This window comes from Paenibacillus sp. CR_12 (genome assembly GCF_041953985.1).
Lineage (GTDB): Bacteria > Bacillota > Bacilli > Paenibacillales > Paenibacillaceae > Paenibacillus_AQ > Paenibacillus_AQ lautus_A.
This window is the reverse complement of sequence record NZ_JAVFHO010000002.1, coordinates 109,759-128,387: the sequence shown is the minus strand read 5'-3', so window position 1 is coordinate 128,387 and position 18,629 is coordinate 109,759. Positions and strand designations below refer to the sequence as shown.

The window sequence follows — 18,629 nt, the reverse complement described above, 5'->3', positions numbered from 1 at the left end:
GAGATGTTGTAACAGATCACCGACGGCTTTTCAAAATCAGTTTTCGCGATAAATGAAATTCAAGTAATTCAAGATCGATGCGGTATCATCAATGGAGGTACGCAGAGCGATGTAACCGTCGGGACGAATCAATACGAGTTCTTCGCTTGCCACATCGTAAATTCGATAGGCATTCCCTGCTGTGTCGATTATGCCTTCGGCACCCTCCACATGCGATGGCAGGATGGAATGCACATGGAGTCCGTCGTAGGTGAAGTTCTCCAAAGAAAGATGATCTGTGCGGTTTACAAAAACCAAAAGCGTCCAGTGTGGGCCGCGCAACAGGTCAAATACACTTCCTGCAAACCCTGTACCTTGCAGACCCTCGACATTAGGAGCACGATCCCCGGGCAACGAACGGGTAGCATTCGTTCGAGCAGACGGGTGGGTAAGAGAACTTGACCGATAGGAAATGAGCAGCCCGCTCGTCAGATCGTCGGATATGGTGCTCAAGGATTGGGATAACGCTCCGCGTTTAGTGGCCGTCTCTACGACCCCTCCCATTTTTTTCGTGCTGTCCTCGAGCACGGCTTGAGCTACGGGGCGGCGCTCCTCATCGTACGTGTCGAGCAAAGCGGTGTCAGCTCCGCGTACGACGGCTTCCAGCTTCCATCCGAGGTTGTATGCGTCCTGCATCCCCGTATTCATGCCTTGGCCGCCGGCCGGCGAATGAACATGAGCGGCATCTCCGGCAAGTAAAACCCGGCCGTTGCGGTAACATTCAACCATACGGACGTTGACTCGGTAGATGGACAGCCAGGAGGCATCCGTGAGCCGAGCACGTCCGGCTCCTGCGCGACGGTCAAACATGGCTTGATACACCTCTAGCGACGGCTGCTCTGGTTCTTCGATGTCTGCCGGAATTGTAGCCTGCAGCTGCCAAATATCGGATTTAGGCAGCGGTGTCACCCCGACCATCCCCTCCGAAGAGGTCCAGATATGGATACGGTCACGATCCAGCCCTTCCAATCGTACATCGCCAAGATACCACCGTTCATGTTCGTGTGTTTCTCCAACCAGCGGCAAATGGATAAACTTGCGGATATTGCTTTTGCCCCCGTCAGCGCCGACGACATAACGAGCGCGAATTTGCTCTTCTCCTTGCGGTGTGTTCACGGTTACCGTCACACCATCCAAATCCTGTTCAAGCCCTACAGCTTCCACGCCCAACTCGACTTGACCGCCAAGCGCCGCATATCGGTCGCGCAATGCTTTTTCCACATCATATTGAGCAATCCAGACCGGATCACGATAGGGTGTCTCCAGTTCGGCGCTGGCTGCAACGGTAATAGCCGGCTTGTCCACACTCCTGCCATCTGCGGTATAATAACGAACAGGCAAATCCACGACACCTGTGTCCATAATGTAACGAACGGCCTCCAAATTATCGACGACCTCAAGCGAGCGGGGCTGGATTGCTTTGGCGCGAGACGCTGCGTTATATAAGGCGCTTCGTTCCATAATACGATGGTCGACGTTTCGACGGGCAAGGTCGCAGGCAAGTGTAAGCCCTGTTGGTCCGGCCCCGACAATGAGAACATCAACAAAAGACTGCACGGTTTTCATGGATAAAATCCTCCTTAATCAGTGGTTTTGATATGTTGCATTAATTATACTACACCGTGCAGTGTACTTTGTAAAATGAAACTGATTTTTGATAATATACCTGTAGGGGGGAAACGTAAGCATGGATAATACGGAAAACAAAAAAATCCGCAAAGGCTCTTCGGACAAACGAGCTAAAATTATTGCAGCGGCACGGGATCTGTTTCTTTCAGATGGGTTTGATCGCTCCAGCGTCGATGCGGTCGCAGCTAAAGCGGGGGTTTCCAAAAGGACCGTTTATGATTATTATGGGGACAAACAAAACTTGCTGCTTGCTGTTGTGGAAGAAACCAGTCGGGCGGTTCTGGACATGATCAAGCAAGGGATATCAGACTACCTGTGGGAATTCGAGGATCTGGAGGAGGCGCTCATCTTATTCTGCGAACAATTCGTAGCATCGGCGAACGGTTCGTCCGATTACAGTGCTTTGATCCGTCTGGTTACAATGGAAGCCGCCAACCTGCCAGCCTCGTTTTTAGAAAAGCTGGATAGCGCAACGGAAGAGGGGATTATCAGGAGGTTTACCGAGTTTGGACAAACCGGACTGCTCGATGTGCCAGATCCCGTAATGGCTACAAAGCACTTCTCTGCCTTAACGTTTTTATTGGTATTTGATCAACCGAGAAAAAACGGGACATTAGAGGAGGAACAGGAACAAACCAAACGTCTCATCACTGAAGGCGTACGCGTCTTTCTTTGCGCTTATGGAAAACGCACCGTTCAAAACGAAAATCAACCATCATACTGATTGGAATTTTGCTAAACGATAAAAGATTGGTGGGGCCACAAATTTAACGTAAATATACATTAAGGACGCGTAGGCATTTCAAAACTGATTTCCAAGTAAATGACAGCTAATGTTCAGAGAATGTCGGCGGATCCAATATATAAACAGAGCGAAGTCCCATTGGAGGGACCGCTCTGTTTTTATATATCCGATAGCGTGAGGTGATACAGATCTCGCCTGTCGCCGGTGTCGGCTGTGGCCCATGCAGCTGTAATTTGTATGGAGTTAAAGTTAGTTTTGGTAAAGCTCAAGCTCGAACCGGGGTCAACCTTCAACTTTCATCGAGATTTTATTTTATATTGAACTTGTGAACAATTTAAGTACGTAAGGGAAGTATGGAAATCCACTGGACTTACAAGTGGTATCGTGTGGAAAAGAATCTAGATTAACAATATACTAGCTATAACAGTTTATTGTTGAGGTGAATATTAAATGGATGAAGCCAACGAATCAAAACAAATTGTATTACAAATGGGCGGTGCCTTGAAAAAGTACAGAAAAGAAAAAAATATGAGCTTAGACGATTTAGCGGAATTAACGGGCGTAAGCAAACTTACTCTGGGGAATATCGAACGTGGCGAAACAAATCCGACTTTAGCGATTATATGGAAAATTTCAAAAGGCATATCTTTACCGCTATTTGCTTTGTTCAAATCAGAGAACCCTGTTAGTTTGTATCGAGCAGGCGAAGGATTACGGTTTTCTAATGATGAAAAAAATTGGATCATTGAACCAGTCTTTAAAAGCAACGATATGGAAATGTGTCGGGCATACCTACAGCCAAATAGCTCGTATTACCCTGAAGGTCATCATGTGAATACAACTGAAATCGCGACAGTAATGACTGGCTCCATTGAAATTCAAGTCAATGAAGAGATTTATACATTGAATCAATATGATACGATCAGTTTTCGTTCAGATTATCCTCACTCTTATACCAATCATACGAATAGCGAAACAGTGCTCCATATATCCTTAAAATATGGTTTCTAAAAGTCGATAAATTCTACTTATTAAATACAACTCCGAATTCATGGCGGGAATTCAGAGTTGTTTTTTATTATTCAGATGATATTTAGTATATTTCAAAATATTTATTGTTAAATTTAATATATTATAATATACTTTTGTTGTTCGCGCGAATGTTATAGCAAAGTTTTTTCAATCAGCAGGTAGCAAATCATACGTAAGAATTCAGGAAGGAGAAGTGTAGAATGCCGAACAAACCAAAAAACATACCGTCCTCTATAGGGCTGATTATCCTCGGCATTATTGTTATCGCAGCTAATTTACGTACTCCCTTAACGTCAGTCGGTCCTTTAGTGAGTCTTGTAAAGGATGACGTTCATATTTCAAATACATTAGCAGGCCTGATCACAACGGTACCCTTGCTCGCCTTTGCTTTATTATCGTCTCTAGTACCAAAATTAGGACGAAGATTTGGGGTTGAGCGTATCATTTTGATTGCCCTAATCTTTCTGACTGCTGGTATTGTCATACGTTCATTATCTGGCGCAGTTAATCTGTTTATTGGGACAGCAGTTCTAGGATTCGCCATTGCCGTATGTAATGTATTATTGCCAAGTATAATCAAAAGGGATTTCCCGGATAAAATTGGCTCCATGACAGGTGTTTACTCCATTTCAATGAATTTATGTGGAGCAATCGCATCGGGGATCAGTGTACCGCTAGCCGTAAACGCAGGTCTAAAATGGCAGGGGGCACTCGGAATATGGGGGATTCTAAGCTTTGTATCGATCCTCTGTTGGCTACCCCAATTAAGAAATCAAACAAAACAAACTGCCACGACGAGTCAAAGGATGGTCAGCTACGATGTGAATGTTTGGCGATCCCCGCTTGCCTGGCAAGTAACGTTGTTTATGGGTATACAGTCCATGGTATTCTATGTGTTGATCGCATGGTTGCCTGAAATTTTAAAGCAGCAAGGAATTGACTCCAACCAATCAGGATGGTACCTCTCGATCATGCAGTTAGCGATGCTCCCATTTACCTTTATTGTCCCCGTTATTGCGGGGCGCATGTCTAGCCAACGTTTATTAGTGGTCATCACAACCATTTTGCTTATGACGGGAACGATCGGACTTCTTTACGGAAGCTCCAATATCATTCTGTTGTGGATCATCATGCTCGGAATTGGTGGAGGCTTCGCTTTTAGTTTGTCCATGATGTTTTTCGGGTTGCGCACGCAAAATGCGCATCAAGCAGCGGAACTGTCTGGCATGGCCCAATCGGTCGGATATCTTCTTGCCGCAATCGGCCCTGCCCTTATAGGATATCTGCATGATGCGACAAATAGTTGGAACCTGCCACTTTTCATTCTGCTTGGGGCTTCGGTCGTACTCTTTTTAGTCGGTATAGGAGCAGCAAGTAATCGTTTTGTAGGTAGCCGAAATCGTTACGAGTTGCCACGGAAAGGATGATAAATATGTTTGGCAAAATTATGGTGGCCATTGATAAAGCTGAAATAACGAACAAAATCCTCGATGCAACCATTGAAATAGCCCGAAACAAACAAACCCAAGTTACCTTGGTTCATGTCAGCCAAGATTATGTGTCGAACGGAATGACATATGTACCAGTGAATTTCTTGGAAGAAGTATTGAACGAAATGGAGAAAGCGAGTTTGGAACAGCTGCAAGAAGCCAAATCTAAATTAAAATCTGCGGGAATTAACCCGGAAACCATTCATCTTAAGGGAGATCCTGCACATGAAATATTAAATTATGCATGGGATACCGAGCAGCAACTTATTATTATCGGAAGCCGTGGGCTAAGGGGCGTAAAAGGAATGATGCTTGGAAGTGTCAGCCACAAGGTTTCACAGTTATCAAGTTGCCCAGTCCTCATTGTACATTAACTCCTTCGGGAACTGCTGAGATGATGTAGTGTTATACTGGCAGGGGAATGTTTATCGTACTATATCTATTAGTTGTTCAATGGCTGACGCTAAAGATGACGGGAGAGGGACCTGTCACTACACGGTGCTCCACAACGATCACCACCGTCCGGGCGCGCACGAAGAAATGCGAAATGCTGTTAATAATATGGATAAATATGACACAACGTTACCATTTTGGTCGGAGTTAATGACACAAAGTCATCCCTTTGGTTGGAGGTTACGACATAAAGATCCCCTTTACATGGTGCAATGGAATTGTTCACTGTTTGCGCTCCAAAACAAAAAGTTTATGTGTTAGAAACAAGTAGAAGAGGGCAAAATTGTGTCAATAATGAGGGTAACTTTAACAAATCCATAAAATAAATAAATAATGGCTGAAAGGTGATAAGGTCATTAGACATCTGTCGAGGGACAAGAACATGGTCCCATTGAAAGTCGCTATTAGCGGCTTTTTTTTGTTTTATCGGTACAAGTTCTTGTCCCGAGCCCAGGACAAGAACTTGTACCGATTGCCGAAAAGGACAAGAACATGCCGACCACCGATTAGATCAGCATACAACTGTTGTAAAAGAAAAATACGTATCTTCCAAATCAGCTGAAATTAGGAAATTGCAATAACCTAAAGACAGAACAGTTTTAATAGTTTGTTACAACCTCCTTCATAAAAATATTTGGTATAGTTTGGATGTGCAAAAGGTAATTAGATCATAATTTGATGACCGATCGAAGGATGGGATAGATGAGGGGAGAACTAGATGGAACTTATTCTGCAAGACCTGAGGAAAAGTTATGGTAAAAAGCAAGTGTTGGCCGGCGGGAACTTTCGTTTTGAGCAGGGAAAGATATATGGGCTGCTTGGGCGAAACGGGGCCGGAAAGACCACATTGTTCAATTGCATAAGCAGGGAGATGCAGGCAGATAGCGGCAGTATAAAGTTAATGGATCGTATGTCGGTGCGCGATTTGAAAGAGGACGATGTTGGGTACGTGTACTCGCTGCCAATTTTGCCAGAGTTTTTAACAGGGTATGAGTTTATTCGCTTCTTTATCGATGTTAATGAATGTAATTGCAAGAGGGGGCGAAGATGTGGATGGGCTGTTCGATATGATGCGTATTGCGAAGGATGACCGGCATAAGCTGCTCAAGCATTATTCGCACGGCATGAAAAATAAGATCCAGATGCTGCTTTTTCTGTTGATGAAACCACCGGTGATTTTGCTGGATGAACCGTTGACATCGTTCGATGTCATTGTTGCTCTGGAAATGAAGCAATTACTTCGAGAGATGAAATCGGATCATATACTGATTTTCTCAACACATATTTTACAACTTGCGGCAGACTTGTGTGATGAATTGGTAGTCCTACATGATGGCAAGTTGTCACGGGTTTCAGCCGATCTCTTGGGTCGCCCGGATTTCGAGCAGCAGGTGATTGAACTGTTGCAGAGCGATGCCGAAAACGAAGCTGGTGCTGCTGGAAACGGATTGGGGCCATGCCAAGACGGAACTCAGAAGGAGAAATCCGATGCTGGGAGTGTTTAATACGATTGCCCGTATGTGGCAATTGCAGATTGCAACGTTGGCGAACCGCATCATATTTTATACCCGGCGTTTGCCATGGCTTAGAGGTTTAATCAGTGAACAGGCATATGCCGCTGTACGGGCGAAGCGAACAGCCGGCGCAGTGGCGGTTGTGTTGAGGAGTATTGCCGGTTTACTGGAAAGCTTATTATACTTCGGGGTAATGATTGCGCTGCCCGTGGTCTTATGGGCGGACGAAAGGAAGGCTGGAGAACGGCTGGAACTGTTTATGCACATGTATTTTTGCATCAGTGTATTGATGGCAGGGATAACGAGTGCGAAAATAATGGAAACAAACGAAGTGAAGTATACTGCAGTCCGACTCATGCGTATCGCGCCGACACGATTCATGCGGGCCGTGCTCGTTTACCGATACACGACTTTCTTTTTATATCAATGGATTGCACTAACAGTGATTGCGCGCATTTTTGGTATTTCGGCACTACAGGCGCTGATGCTGGTCGTTACTGTGACGATGTGGCGTGTGGGATCCGAATGGTTGCATTTGATCATGTTCCGACGGAGTAATATAGTGCTGGTGAAGAAGACGGGGATTATTGTGCTGGTGATGTTGCTAACACTGGCTGCAGCTTACTTGCCGTTGACGACAGTAGATGGAGTTCCGTTGTTCGGTGCTATGGCGTTTGGCCAGCCGTTGCTCATAGCGCTGTTGTTGTTTTTTGGCGTTTTCTCCGGCTATGTCCTGCTGAAGAAAACAGATTTTACGGCTGAGGTTCGCGCGGTAACAAATCACGATGATCCGCTATTGAATATGGAACAAATGATGGCTGATGTCCAGCGAAAAGCGGTACAGGCAAATGAGAGGGACTACAGGGAGAACCCTTCGCCACCATACAGTTTTAAGGAAGCAGCAGGTCGCAAAAAAGGCTATGCCTACATGCATGAGCTTTTTATTGCACGACATAACAGTCTAATTCGCGCCCCGCTTCGCAGGCGTTTAGCAGCCATAATGGTGGTTGGCGTTATGTTGGTGTCTTCGGCGCTGTTATTTGCTGCTGATCATTTGGATGTCAATTCGCTCGAACGATTTCTTCCTTTATTGATTTTAGCGATGTTTCATTTGACAATGGGAATGCATTTGTGCAAGGTGTTGTTTTACCATTGCGATATAACACTTATGCGTTATTACTTCTATCGCAAGAATGCGGTGCAACATTTTCGTTTGCGGCTTGGATGGATGATGGGGATGAATGTACGAATTGGCGCGGGTTTTGCGACTGTGCTAAGTGTGTTCGTACTGATTTTGTCTAAGGGAGAAGTTCATAGTATATTGCTACCGATCTGGCTGTTGACGCTAACTCTGGCCGTTTTCTTTTCGGTGCATCATTTGCTGCTGTACTATCTGCTTCAGCCTTATTCAACGGAACTGAATACGAAGAACCCTTTGTTCACTTTGCTGAACAGTCTGATTTCGGTATGCTTTATTGTGGCAATGGTGTTACGCTTAACACCCTGGACTCTGGCTAGTGTCGTTACTACATTGTCTCTTGCGTATTTGTTTAGTGCACTGCCGCTTGTCTCGAAGTTTGCTGAAAGCAGGTTTAGTGCGAAATAAGCGGGAAGTCTGACATCAGATTATGCATTGGCATGGCGACAAGGATATGTAAATTGACTTACAGTACTGGTAGGCAAACCATTAGAAAAATTCTATCGTTAAACGGATCGCTCCATGCTGTGATCTGGAAGCAAAATGGACGTTTCGTTTTAACATTAGAAGCCGCTAATTATGCGGCTTTTTATATTGATGTTATCAAGTTCTTGTCAAAACACAATGACAAGAACATGATAACCTTCCCGACTGATGACAAGAACATGGTTACATCCACGATATGATTTCACCTCGCACACGTTCTCAAAGAGGTCCAATGCCGCAACAGGGAGCGAAAAAGTTCATGTAACCCCCAAAACGAATGACAAAGGTGAATATGTTGCAATGAAATCCGATCCCCCGCAAATTATAGCTGATCAGATAGAAAGACTTAAAGATTGATGAGATTAATGTAACGACTTAAACAATATTTTATTACTGATCTGTCGATAGATCGTCAGTCCAGGCCTTTGAGCCGTTTATTTATCACGGTATCATGATGGATATGGTATGAGGCGGGCGAGTCGCATCCGGAAATGGCAGTGCCTAAAATGAAATTTAGCATGGCTCTTGATTGTAATATAATTACATAACAATAATTGGGTACCATGTAAGCTGGAATGCCCCAATAGACTGTTGTTATGAATGAACATAATTTTTAGGAGGTTATTTATGTCCAGGCAAAATAGAACCCTAATGGATTGGAATGAGGGTGTATGGCTCAACTCCCCTCAGTCTTCTAGCATAGAAGATGGGATGCTGAAGATTGTGCCGGAGAAAGGCAGAGACTTCTGGAAAAAGACTTTGTACGGTTTTGAATTTGAAGATGGACCGGCATTGTTGGCAAAATGGGATCGCAATACGGGAGTTGAGGTTTCCTTCCGGCTCAACTCCTTTGTCGAATTATACGATCAAGCGGGTCTGTTATTATATCATGGCCGGGAACAATGGATTAAAGCAGGCATCGAAATGAATGACGGGACTCCTCAACTTGCCGTTGTAGTTACAGACGGATATTCAGATTGGTCGCTTACGGCTGTACCGGAATGGGAGGGGGAGGAAGTTACCTTGCGGGCATCAATCATTAAAGATGCTGCGGTTATTCGGGCACGGAGCGGTAAGCATGCTTGGAGGACCATTAGGGTCGCAAGATTTCCATACCCTTCGAATAATCAAGCCGGTCCTTTTGCCTGCTCGCCGCAGCGCGAGGGCTTTGAGGCTACGTTTACCCGTTGGGAGGTAACTGCCCCTGACGAAGATCTTCATATTGATCCACCATTACTATAATCTAAACAATATACGCAGAATGGAGTTTGAAAAACGAGATTAGGCACAGACGATTATATCACCGAGCCCCTCAACCCCCTCAAAGTAGTGACGCGCGTCAATACCGTTCTGTGTCGAAAGTCCAGCGGAAAATTGCAAAATCCCTTATCGATGGGTGTTACTTCTTTAGTAAACGAGGAAAGGGGGCTTCATCCTGAATAGGATGAAGCCCCTTGTACCAACAACCTTTTTATAGAAACTACGGCATGGTCAAATGGGGCAGGCCTTGAGAGACCTTTTTCAGCGAGACATTAGTATCTCCTTTGACATACCGGTCGAAGAAAGCGGATGAGAGCTCGTTAATGGAGCGGTGCATCTGACGAGGGGCAGCCCCAGTTGGCGGCAGTAATGGAGAGAACAGATAGAAATCCGTGAAACTCATATGGTTCGCATGGGCGAATACAACCGAGTATGCTTCTCCTGCACCAGCCCGTTTTCGGCGTTCCGCCGACTCGGCCCAAAACTGCTCGTAATCTTCCCGACTACGGCCGGAAGATTCAATTGCCTGGTCCAAGGATCTCTCGAATGCGAGGCGGTCTACGCTAAACTCCGCATTCATCTGCATATACGGCTTCCCGTATCCGCCTTCAGGTACCGGCTGGCCGTAAAGCGTTCCGTCCATATTAAGGGCAGCTTTCACTCTGCTATCCACAAGCAGCATCTGGGCTGCCGTGGCTCCGCCAAAGGAATGGCCGAACATGCCGACCTTATCCATATCGAGTCTATCGGAAAAGATCCCTTTTTGGTCCGATTCGTTTAGCAGCTCCATTTGATCCAGTACGAACTTGGCATCTTCGACCCACAGCCGGCTCTTCTTCTCGTATGCATCGAATCCCGACAGGTTCTCAAGTTTCAACATGGCTGTCTGGTCCGGAAAGACGACGGCGGCGGCATCATAGGGATGATCGATGCCAACGACAACGTATCCTCGACTGGCCAGTTCTTCAACCTGAAACGTATTCTGGTTACGGAAGCCGGTCAGCCCGTGAGAGAACAACAGTACGGGAAAACGATCCTGGTCCATGGATAACTCCGCATCTTGCTCGGAATGGGATTGCACGTATTTCAGCTGGCCTAACAAAAACGGGGGGATGGAGATGGCCTGCCGTAAACCTTCAAGAACGACCGGGAGATGCTCTATATACGGAGATTTCCCGGTCCCTGTGCCCAGTGTCGCAGGATACCAGATTTGGATCTTAAGCTTTCTGCTATCCGCAGGATCATCCGTGGCCGGCTCTTCTCTGCGTTCGTCCTCGAGTACCATCGTGGTCGAGCCGACAGGATATGGTCCTTGAGGTTCGGCAAAGGAGAAAACAGGAAGAAGTATCGGCAATGCAGCCGAAACGCCGATATACACGATCAGAAGCAGGGCGATGATCGAGCGCTTGATTGCTGTCATTACGGCTAACCGCTTTGCAGGCTGGACCGAAGGATGATCCTTCGAGTGGGTGGATTGCCGTAAATGATAAAGAGCCAGTCCTCCTAAGATAAGACATTCCGCATAGGCCGGGATCATCTGCCATCGGTAGCCTTCGGTTAACATTTGGATAATGCTTAGGCCCCCGGACAGTCCGGCTGCCCAAAAGCAGAGGCGTACATAACGTTTGTGTTTTCCCAATAACGAGATGCAACTGATGATTAGTGCCAGATTCAAGATCCATAATGCAGTTTCATATATACGCATAAGTATCCTCCTATTTTATCGTAAAATAAGCTTATCAGCCGGAGCTGTAGCCTAGCTGTAGCCAACCTTACATAATCCTTACAATTAAAAATGGCTCCGTCTGACCGATAATTACAGTGTATATTTTTATAAAGAGAGCCCGGCTTTGCCGTATACATATGGAGGATCGATATGGAACAAGATACTAGACTAGTAAAAGGACGGACGATCTTGATAGCGGACGACGAGTCGGACATCACGGAGCTGCTGAGGCTGTTCTTGGAGCGCGAAGGCTATCGCGTGCTGGAAGCTATAAGCGGACGGGAAGCGTGGAATATATTGCATCGGGAGCCGGTCGATCTGGCGGTAGTCGACATTATGATGCCTGAACTTGACGGCTATCAGCTGATCGCCCGGATCCGGGAGAATCACAGGCTTCCCGTCATTATTTTGTCGGCAAAAAACGGTGATATAGATAAAGTTACCGGGCTGGGGCTCGGGGCTGACGATTTTATCTCCAAACCGTTCAGTCCGATCGAAGTCGTAGCGAGAATCAAGGCGCAGCTTCGTCGTTATTACGAACTGATGGGCGCGGAACCCGCCCAACGGTCGGAGATGTTAAAGACCGTGTGCGGATCACTAACCCTGGATCATGAAGCTTGCGTCCTTTACAAGCGAAGCGAGGCGATTACGTTAGGCCCGCTGGAATACAAGCTGCTCAGGTTGTTGATGGAAGCGCCAGGGCGGATTTTTACAAAGCGTCAAATTTATGAAAATGTGTGGAACGAGCCGTATCTGGAGGACAGCAACACCGTCATGGTGCAGATCAGTAGACTGAGGGATAAGCTGGAGGACGATCCTCGTGAACCGAGGTTTCTCATCACCATTAAGGGGCTTGGGTACAAACTCGTACCGAGAGACGTGGCACCATGAGGAATCGAAGAAGGGTCCATAACAGCCTGATGATAAATTATGTCCTGTTTTCCGTCATCCTAGGGGTTATCGGTTTTGTGGTATATGAAAACATGTATGATGCCCGCGAGGAATATATAAGTCGGACACTTCCCAGGGTTGAAGCGAACCTGCTGATACGGGACGATTGGGAGAGCATCCCCTATGAAACCGTCCAATCCTTTGGCGGTTACATCCAGGTGCTGGACAAGAGCATGAACGTTGTCTTTTCGCGGGGCAGCGGAATGGAGAAGGCAAAAGCCTCCTATACGGAGGAGGAGCTGCGTGCCATGTTCTATGAAGGTAACGGATCGGGATATCACTCCCTTGCCCCTTTCGTTTCACCGGAAGGCCGGGAATACCACCTACTTGTTACGATACCGGGCGGAGTTGTGATGAAGGAAAGCCATTTGGTGAAGACAAACGCCGAGATAACCAAAGTTTTCACGAGACTCCTGATTGATGGATTTCTGTGGTTTGCCGCCGCATTTTTATTGAGTTTATGGTTATACGGCCGGATTACGGCAAGAAGGATCACGAATCCGCTCACGGAAGTTTCCCGCGAACTCGCACAGATTGCAGAAGGCAGGGGAGGGAAAAGGCTATTGTTTCGAGCCAACAAGGAGTTAATGGATCTTCAGCTTCATTTCAACCGGATGGCGGATAGGCTTGAGCAAGCGGAGACAGCAAAGCGAAGACTTGAAGAAGAACGCCGCCGGCTGATGATGGACATTTCCCATGATCTGAAAACGCCGATCACAACGATACAGGGTTATGCAGAGGTGCTGCGGCTCGGTATGGAACAGAGCGAAGAGCAGCGTCAGAAATATGCGAACCGCATACATACCAAGGCGAGGTTTATCGCCTCGCTTGTTGATGACCTGTTTGAGTTAACCAAACTGGAGAGCACGGAATTGTCATACGAGCGGAAGATAGGCGATTTAGCTGAGCTGTGCCGCACTGCGGCAGCCGATCTGTACGATTCGTTTGAACGGAAGGGAATTACGCTGGACATCCGCATTCCGGAATCGCCAGTCATGCTGTCTTATCACGAGGGTCTCATGCATAGAGCTCTTTCGAATTTATTGACGAATGCCCTGAAATACAATAAGGAGGGTGCTCATGTATGGCTGGAGCTGGAGGCATGCGATGAAGATATCCTGCTTACCGTTGGAGATGACGGTCCGGGAATATCGGACCCTGTGAGAGAGACGGTGTTCGAACCTTTCGTGCGCGGTGATCAGGCTAGGAGAAGTGACGGCGGCAGCGGGCTCGGCTTAGCCATCGCACGAAGTTCAGTTGAGCGGCATGCCGGGCAAATTTGGCTGGATCCGGAGGCGGAGGGCACCGTTGTGCATATTCGATTGACCAAGACATGAGTGTATGGAGCGAATTGGATGTTAAAGCATATTCACCGTTTCCAACTAGAAAGCGCCATGCAAGATAAACTTTCAAATAGGGGACCGCCAACATTTTTACGAAAACATACGTTAAGTTTTTAAACATGACGGGATTGTCGTTATTTATTCCTTTAATCTGAAAAAGTGTAACCTTATCGCCACTTACTATTACTGGAGGTAGGGTCTAGCCGTTTACGTTTCGGATGATGATTTCTAATTTTGAGCGGATGCGCTCGTTTACACTCAGACGCATCCTTGGATATGCTACGATGATTTTGTCAAATGTTGTATAGAAGCCGCAGATCACGCTAAAATGGCTCTAAATGTAACGCTCAAAAAAACGGGGGCTTCGCCGTGACGATGAAATGGATCGACTTGTCCAGGAATGCGATAGACTTATACGAGCAGAAACATAGGGGCGGGCATCACGTGTCCGAGCACTATCATCAGACGCACCAGCTGCTATTTGTGCTGGAAGGGGAAGGCACGATCCGGCTAGGGGGTGAGGTTCGGAAGCTTACGGTCGACGATACGGCGCTGATCGTTCCGTATTCCGTCCACTCCGTCATGTCCGACTTCAGGCTGACCTTGTTAGTGTTGGCTTTTGACGAGGTTGTGCTCGACCCGGATATGAGGGCGCAGCTGCTCCACGCCTACTTTCCGGCCTCCTGCCTGACGAAGCCGGGATTGTTTGCTGCGAGCGAACTGCGTCAGCTGCTGAGGAAAATGCTGTTCGAGCAGTCCAGGGAGCTGTCGCCGCTCGTCCGGCTTTCGCTCAAAGTCCAGCTGTCTCAGTTGCTGCTCTTGCTGGTTCGATCGGCCGGAACTGAGCCCGCCGGAGTGGGCTCCAGCTCCAACAAGCTGCGCGCCGAGAAAATTCGCAGCTATATCGATTCGAAGTATTATGATCCGCTGACCGCGGGGGACATCGCCTCCAAGCTGGACATCAGCACGCGGCACGTGAACAACATCTTCAAGGAACGGTACAACATGACACCGATGCAATATTTGACCGAGGTGCGCATCCGCGTCGCCCAGAAGCTGCTGGTGGAAACGGGTAAGGACATTATTTCGATCTGCTTCGAGGTCGGCTACGATTCCGTATCTACGTTTTACCGGTCGTTCAAAGCTGTCGCCAAGCTTTCGCCAAAAACGTACCGGGAGCTGAACGCGCCCGAGCAAGCTGAGTAGGCAGGGAGCCTTCCGTCAAACGGACAGCGAGCGCACAAATGTGGGATCAAAGAAACAAGATAACGATCAAAGGACGACCAGCCGTTTGATTGAAACATATTCTCCCCTCCATCCCCCATCGGCTAAGTGCCGGCGGGGTTTTTGTTTTTCGCTCGAATAATTCGCTTCCAAAATTGAGAATCGTGTTCCCGTAATCGTAAGAAAAGCGGTTTCGCATCGACTACAATACGGTTATACGAAGCGAAGGGAGCGATGAATGTGGCAGTTCGCAACATCGGCATTATTATGAACGGCGTTACCGGACGGATGGGAACCAACCAGCATTTGATCCGTTCGATTCTTGCGATTCGCAAGCAAGGGGGCGTTGCGCTACCGAGCGGAGACGTCATCATGCCCGACCCGATTCTGATCGGCCGGCAGGAGAGCAAGCTGCAAGCGCTGGCCGCCGCCCACGGCGTCGAACGTTGGAGTACCGATCTTGAAGCATGCCTCGCCGATCCGTACTACGAAATTTATTTCGACAGCCAGACGACGGTGCGCCGCGCCGAAAGCATCAAGCAGGCGATCGCCGCGGGAAAGCATATTTATTGCGAGAAGCCGACGGCCGTCGATTTGGAAGGGGCGCTTGAACTGGCTCGCATCGCCGCTGAGGCCGGGGTGAGAAACGGTGTCGTGCAAGACAAGCTGTTTTTGCCAGGATTGCTCAAGCTGAAACGCTTAAACGACTCTGGTTTCTTCGGGCGTATCCTGTCCGTGCGAATGGAGTTCGGCTATTGGGTATTCGAGGGCGACTGGCAGCAGGGTCAGCGGCCATCGTGGAACTACCGCAAGGAAGACGGCGGCGGTATTATCGTCGACATGTTTGCACACTGGCGCTATGTTCTCGAGAATTTGTTCGGGGAAGTGAAGGCTGTCTCCTGTCTTGCCGCTACGCATATTCCGAAACGTCTGGATGAGCAGGGCGTTCCGTACGAATGCACGGCGGACGATGCGGCGTACGCCATATTTGAGCTGGAAGGCGGCATTATCGTGCAGGCCAACTCGTCCTGGGCGGTGCGCGTAGACCGCGACGATCTGCTCACGGTTACGGTCGACGGCACCGAAGGCAGCGCCGTGGCGGGTTTGCGGAACTGCAAGACGCAGCATCGGGTCAACACGCCGAAGCCGGTATGGAATCCGGACATTCCGAACCCGTTCCAGTTCCGTGACCAATGGGTGGAGGTGCCGGATAACGCGTCATACGACAACGCGTTCAAGGTGCAATGGGAACTCTTCTTGAAGCATGTCGTCATCGGCACGCCGTTTCCGTGGGATTTGCTCGAAGGCGCGAAGGGCACCCAGCTTGCCGATCTCAGCTTGCAGTCGTGGCTGGAACGCCGCTGGATCGACGTGCCGAAGCTGAGCCTGGAAAAATAAATACTAAAAAAATCGGCTTTTCAGCACCGGCCGATTTTTTAATTACCTCTTAAGGAGGGGAATACAGATGGCCAAGTCGTTGCTCCTCCCCCGCGCAGGGGGAGCGTTGTATGAATATACTCCGGGCAAAGCAGGCTCGTTCTCCGTGCCGGCCAAGCCGTTTACGGGCCGCATCGCCTTCTCGGCCGCCCATGTCGTCTGCGATCCGTTTGCGGACGCAGATCCGCTGCATCATTCGCAGATTGATTGGAACTCGACGCTCGCCTACCGGCACCATTTATGGTCGCTCGGTCTGGCCGTGGCGGAAGCGATGGATACCGCGCAGCGCGGCATGGGCCTCGACTGGAACCGCTCGAAGGAGCTTATCCGCGCTTCGATCGCGGAAGCGCGCTCAGTCGGTGGCAAAATCGCCTGCGGCGCGGGAACCGACCATCTGTTTCCGGGACCGTCGGTCACGATCGCCGACGTGGAAGCCGCCTATGAAGAGCAAGTCGGCTTCATCGAAGGCGAGGGCGGTCAAGTCATTCTGATGGCGAGCCGAGCGCTTGCCGCCTGCGCGAAAGCGCCCGAAGACTACGAGAGGGTGTATGGGCGCATTTTGGGACAGGTGAAACAGCCGGTCATCCTGCATTGGCTTGGTGATATGTTTGATCCCGCTCTGGCCGGCTATTGGGGATGCAAGGACGATCTGGACGAGGCGATGGACGTTTGTTTGCGCGTCATTCGGGCAAACGCGGACAAGGTCGACGGGATTAAAATCTCGCTGCTCGATGCCGGTAAAGAAATCAAGATGCGCCGGCTGCTGCCGGAAGGCGTCAAGATGTACACCGGCGACGACTTCAGCTACCCGGAACTGATCAAGGGTGATGGGCAGGGCTACAGCCATGCGCTGCTCGGCATATTCGACGCGATCGCGCCGGCCGCCGCCCAAGCGCTTCATGCGCTTGACGCAGGCGATCTGGTCAGTTATGAGGCGATTATGGAGCCTACAGTTGCCTTGTCGCGTCATATTTTCCAGAAGCCGACGTACGCCTACAAGACGGGAATTGTGTTCATGGCCTACTTAAACGGCCACCAACAGCATTTCCGCATGATCGGGGGAGCGGAGGGATCGCGCTCGATCGTCCATTTGGCCCAGTTGTTCGTGCTTGCCGACAGGGCCGGGCTATTGGCCGATCCGGAGCTTGCCGCCGAACGGATGAAGCCTGTCTTGGCGCTGGCGGGTATTCGGCCGTAATCATTTATAGAAATGTTTGAAAGCAAGGAGGGATCAGCATGGAACCGCTTCGTTCCATAGACAGACTCAGCTTGAACCAGATTACGACCGATCGGCTGAATATGCGTGAGGCCGTGGAAGCATGCGTTCGAGCCGAAGTGCCTTGGATCGCGCTGTGGCGGCATAAAGTGGCCGAAACCGGCCTGGCCGAGAGCAAGCGGCTTGTGCGGGACGCGGGCCTGCGCATCTCCAGCCTGTGCCGTGGGGGTTATTTTCCGGCGGCCACCGCGCCTGCGCGCAAAGAGCGGATGGACGACAATCGCCGCGCTGTCGAGGAGGCGGCCGAGCTCGGCACCGATGTGCTCGTGCTCGTTTGCGGTCCGGCGCCAGACCGGGATATCGATTTCGCCCGCAAGACGGTCGAAGAAGCGATCGCGGAACTAGTGCCGTTCGCCCGCTCGCACGGAGTCAAGCTCGGCATCGAGCCTTTGCACCCGATGTACGCCGCTGAACGCTCCGTCATCAATACGCTGGCGCAAGCCAACACGCTCGCGGAGCAGCACGACCCGCAAGACGTCGGCGTCGTCGTCGATGCGTTCCACGTCTGGTGGGACCAGGAGCTGTACGCGCAAATTGAGCGGGCCAGGGGGCGTATACTCGGCTTCCACGTCTCCGATTGGATCGTGCCGGTACCCGACCTGCTGATGGGCAGAGGGATGATGGGGGACGGCGTTATCGAGTTGCGCCGGATGCGTCATGCCGTTGAAGCGGCCGGTTACGCGGGGGCGATCGAGGTGGAAATCTTCAACCGGCAGGTATGGGATATGCCGGGAGACGAGGCGCTCACGCTCATCAAGGAACGTTATTTGCAGCATGTATGAATTATAAATTTGCAGCTTTGGCGGGCCGGGAGAATCGTTCCCGG

17 protein-coding genes are annotated in these 18,629 nt (G+C 49.3%); 14 read left to right on the top strand and 3 right to left on the bottom strand.

Annotated elements, in window-relative coordinates:
• Positions 1–36: 36 nt before the first annotated feature.
• Entirely contained in the window at positions 37–1,605 is a 1,569-nt protein-coding gene (locus RB297_RS04320; protein WP_375119838.1) for an FAD-dependent monooxygenase, read from the bottom strand.
• Positions 1,606–1,726: 121 nt separating this feature from the next.
• On the opposite strand from RB297_RS04320, the gene RB297_RS04315 reads away from it, so the two are divergent.
• Positions 1,727–2,392, top strand: a complete 666-nt coding sequence (locus RB297_RS04315; protein WP_096773751.1) for a TetR/AcrR family transcriptional regulator — start codon at positions 1,727–1,729, stop codon at positions 2,390–2,392.
• Between the two features lie 179 nt (positions 2,393–2,571).
• Here the strand turns inward: RB297_RS04315 and RB297_RS04310 are convergent, their stop codons facing one another.
• On the bottom strand, positions 2,572–2,706 hold the full coding sequence (locus tag RB297_RS04310) for an S-Ena type endospore appendage (protein WP_369682784.1): 135 nt from the start codon (positions 2,704–2,706) through the stop codon (positions 2,572–2,574).
• Positions 2,707–2,863: 157 nt separating this feature from the next.
• Here RB297_RS04310 and RB297_RS04305 point away from each other — a divergent pair, with 157 nt between their 5' ends.
• From RB297_RS04305 to RB297_RS04275, 7 genes are all read left to right on the top strand, one after another.
• Positions 2,864–3,424 carry a helix-turn-helix domain-containing protein gene (locus tag RB297_RS04305; protein ID WP_375119837.1) on the top strand — a complete coding sequence of 187 codons (561 nt, stop codon included), beginning with the start codon at positions 2,864–2,866 and terminating at the stop codon, positions 3,422–3,424.
• Positions 3,425–3,645: 221 nt separating this feature from the next.
• Positions 3,646–4,872 carry a CynX/NimT family MFS transporter gene (locus tag RB297_RS04300; protein ID WP_375119836.1) on the top strand — a complete coding sequence of 409 codons (1,227 nt, stop codon included), beginning with the start codon at positions 3,646–3,648 and terminating at the stop codon, positions 4,870–4,872.
• Between the two features lie 5 nt (positions 4,873–4,877).
• Positions 4,878–5,309, top strand: a complete 432-nt coding sequence (locus RB297_RS04295) for a universal stress protein (RefSeq protein ID WP_096773748.1) — start codon at positions 4,878–4,880, stop codon at positions 5,307–5,309.
• A 797-nt stretch (positions 5,310–6,106) separates the two neighbouring features.
• Positions 6,107–6,478, top strand: coding sequence for an ATP-binding cassette domain-containing protein (locus RB297_RS04290; protein ID WP_375119835.1), 372 nt, complete (start codon positions 6,107–6,109; stop codon positions 6,476–6,478).
• Complete coding sequence (locus tag RB297_RS04285; protein ID WP_375119834.1) at positions 6,438–6,893, top strand: ATP-binding cassette domain-containing protein; 456 nt, start codon at positions 6,438–6,440, stop codon at positions 6,891–6,893. Before RB297_RS04290 ends, RB297_RS04285 begins: the two co-directional genes overlap by 41 nt.
• Entirely contained in the window at positions 6,877–8,508 is a 1,632-nt protein-coding gene (locus tag RB297_RS04280; RefSeq protein WP_375119833.1) for a hypothetical protein, read from the top strand. The genes RB297_RS04285 and RB297_RS04280 overlap by 17 nt, the downstream gene beginning before the upstream one ends.
• 705 nt (positions 8,509–9,213) lie before the next feature.
• Entirely contained in the window at positions 9,214–9,828 is a 615-nt protein-coding gene (locus RB297_RS04275) for a DUF1349 domain-containing protein (protein ID WP_375119832.1), read from the top strand.
• Between the two features lie 238 nt (positions 9,829–10,066).
• Here RB297_RS04275 and RB297_RS04270 read toward each other — a convergent pair whose 3' ends face one another.
• Positions 10,067–11,551, bottom strand: coding sequence for an alpha/beta hydrolase family protein (locus RB297_RS04270; RefSeq protein ID WP_375119831.1), 1,485 nt, complete (start codon positions 11,549–11,551; stop codon positions 10,067–10,069).
• A gap of 171 nt (positions 11,552–11,722) precedes the next feature.
• On the opposite strand from RB297_RS04270, the gene RB297_RS04265 reads away from it, so the two are divergent.
• The 6 genes from RB297_RS04265 (at position 11,723) to RB297_RS04240 (ending at position 18,585) form a co-directional block, all read left to right on the top strand.
• Positions 11,723–12,463 carry a response regulator transcription factor gene (locus RB297_RS04265; protein ID WP_096773743.1) on the top strand — a complete coding sequence of 247 codons (741 nt, stop codon included), beginning with the start codon at positions 11,723–11,725 and terminating at the stop codon, positions 12,461–12,463.
• A gap of 77 nt (positions 12,464–12,540) precedes the next feature.
• Positions 12,541–13,860 carry a HAMP domain-containing sensor histidine kinase gene (locus RB297_RS04260; protein ID WP_375119830.1) on the top strand — a complete coding sequence of 440 codons (1,320 nt, stop codon included), beginning with the start codon at positions 12,541–12,543 and terminating at the stop codon, positions 13,858–13,860.
• 381 nt (positions 13,861–14,241) lie between these two features.
• Positions 14,242–15,072: an AraC family transcriptional regulator gene (locus RB297_RS04255; RefSeq protein WP_255250533.1), complete on the top strand. Its 831-nt coding sequence runs from the start codon at positions 14,242–14,244 to the stop codon at positions 15,070–15,072.
• Between the two features lie 258 nt (positions 15,073–15,330).
• Entirely contained in the window at positions 15,331–16,488 is a 1,158-nt protein-coding gene (locus RB297_RS04250) for a Gfo/Idh/MocA family protein (RefSeq protein ID WP_375119829.1), read from the top strand.
• A 67-nt stretch (positions 16,489–16,555) separates the two neighbouring features.
• Positions 16,556–17,725: a dihydrodipicolinate synthase family protein gene (locus RB297_RS04245; RefSeq protein WP_192571882.1), complete on the top strand. Its 1,170-nt coding sequence runs from the start codon at positions 16,556–16,558 to the stop codon at positions 17,723–17,725.
• 38 nt (positions 17,726–17,763) lie between these two features.
• A complete protein-coding gene (locus RB297_RS04240; RefSeq protein WP_375119828.1) occupies positions 17,764–18,585 on the top strand; it encodes a sugar phosphate isomerase/epimerase family protein in 822 nt (273 codons plus the stop codon).
• The last annotated feature ends 44 nt before the right edge of the window (positions 18,586–18,629 follow it).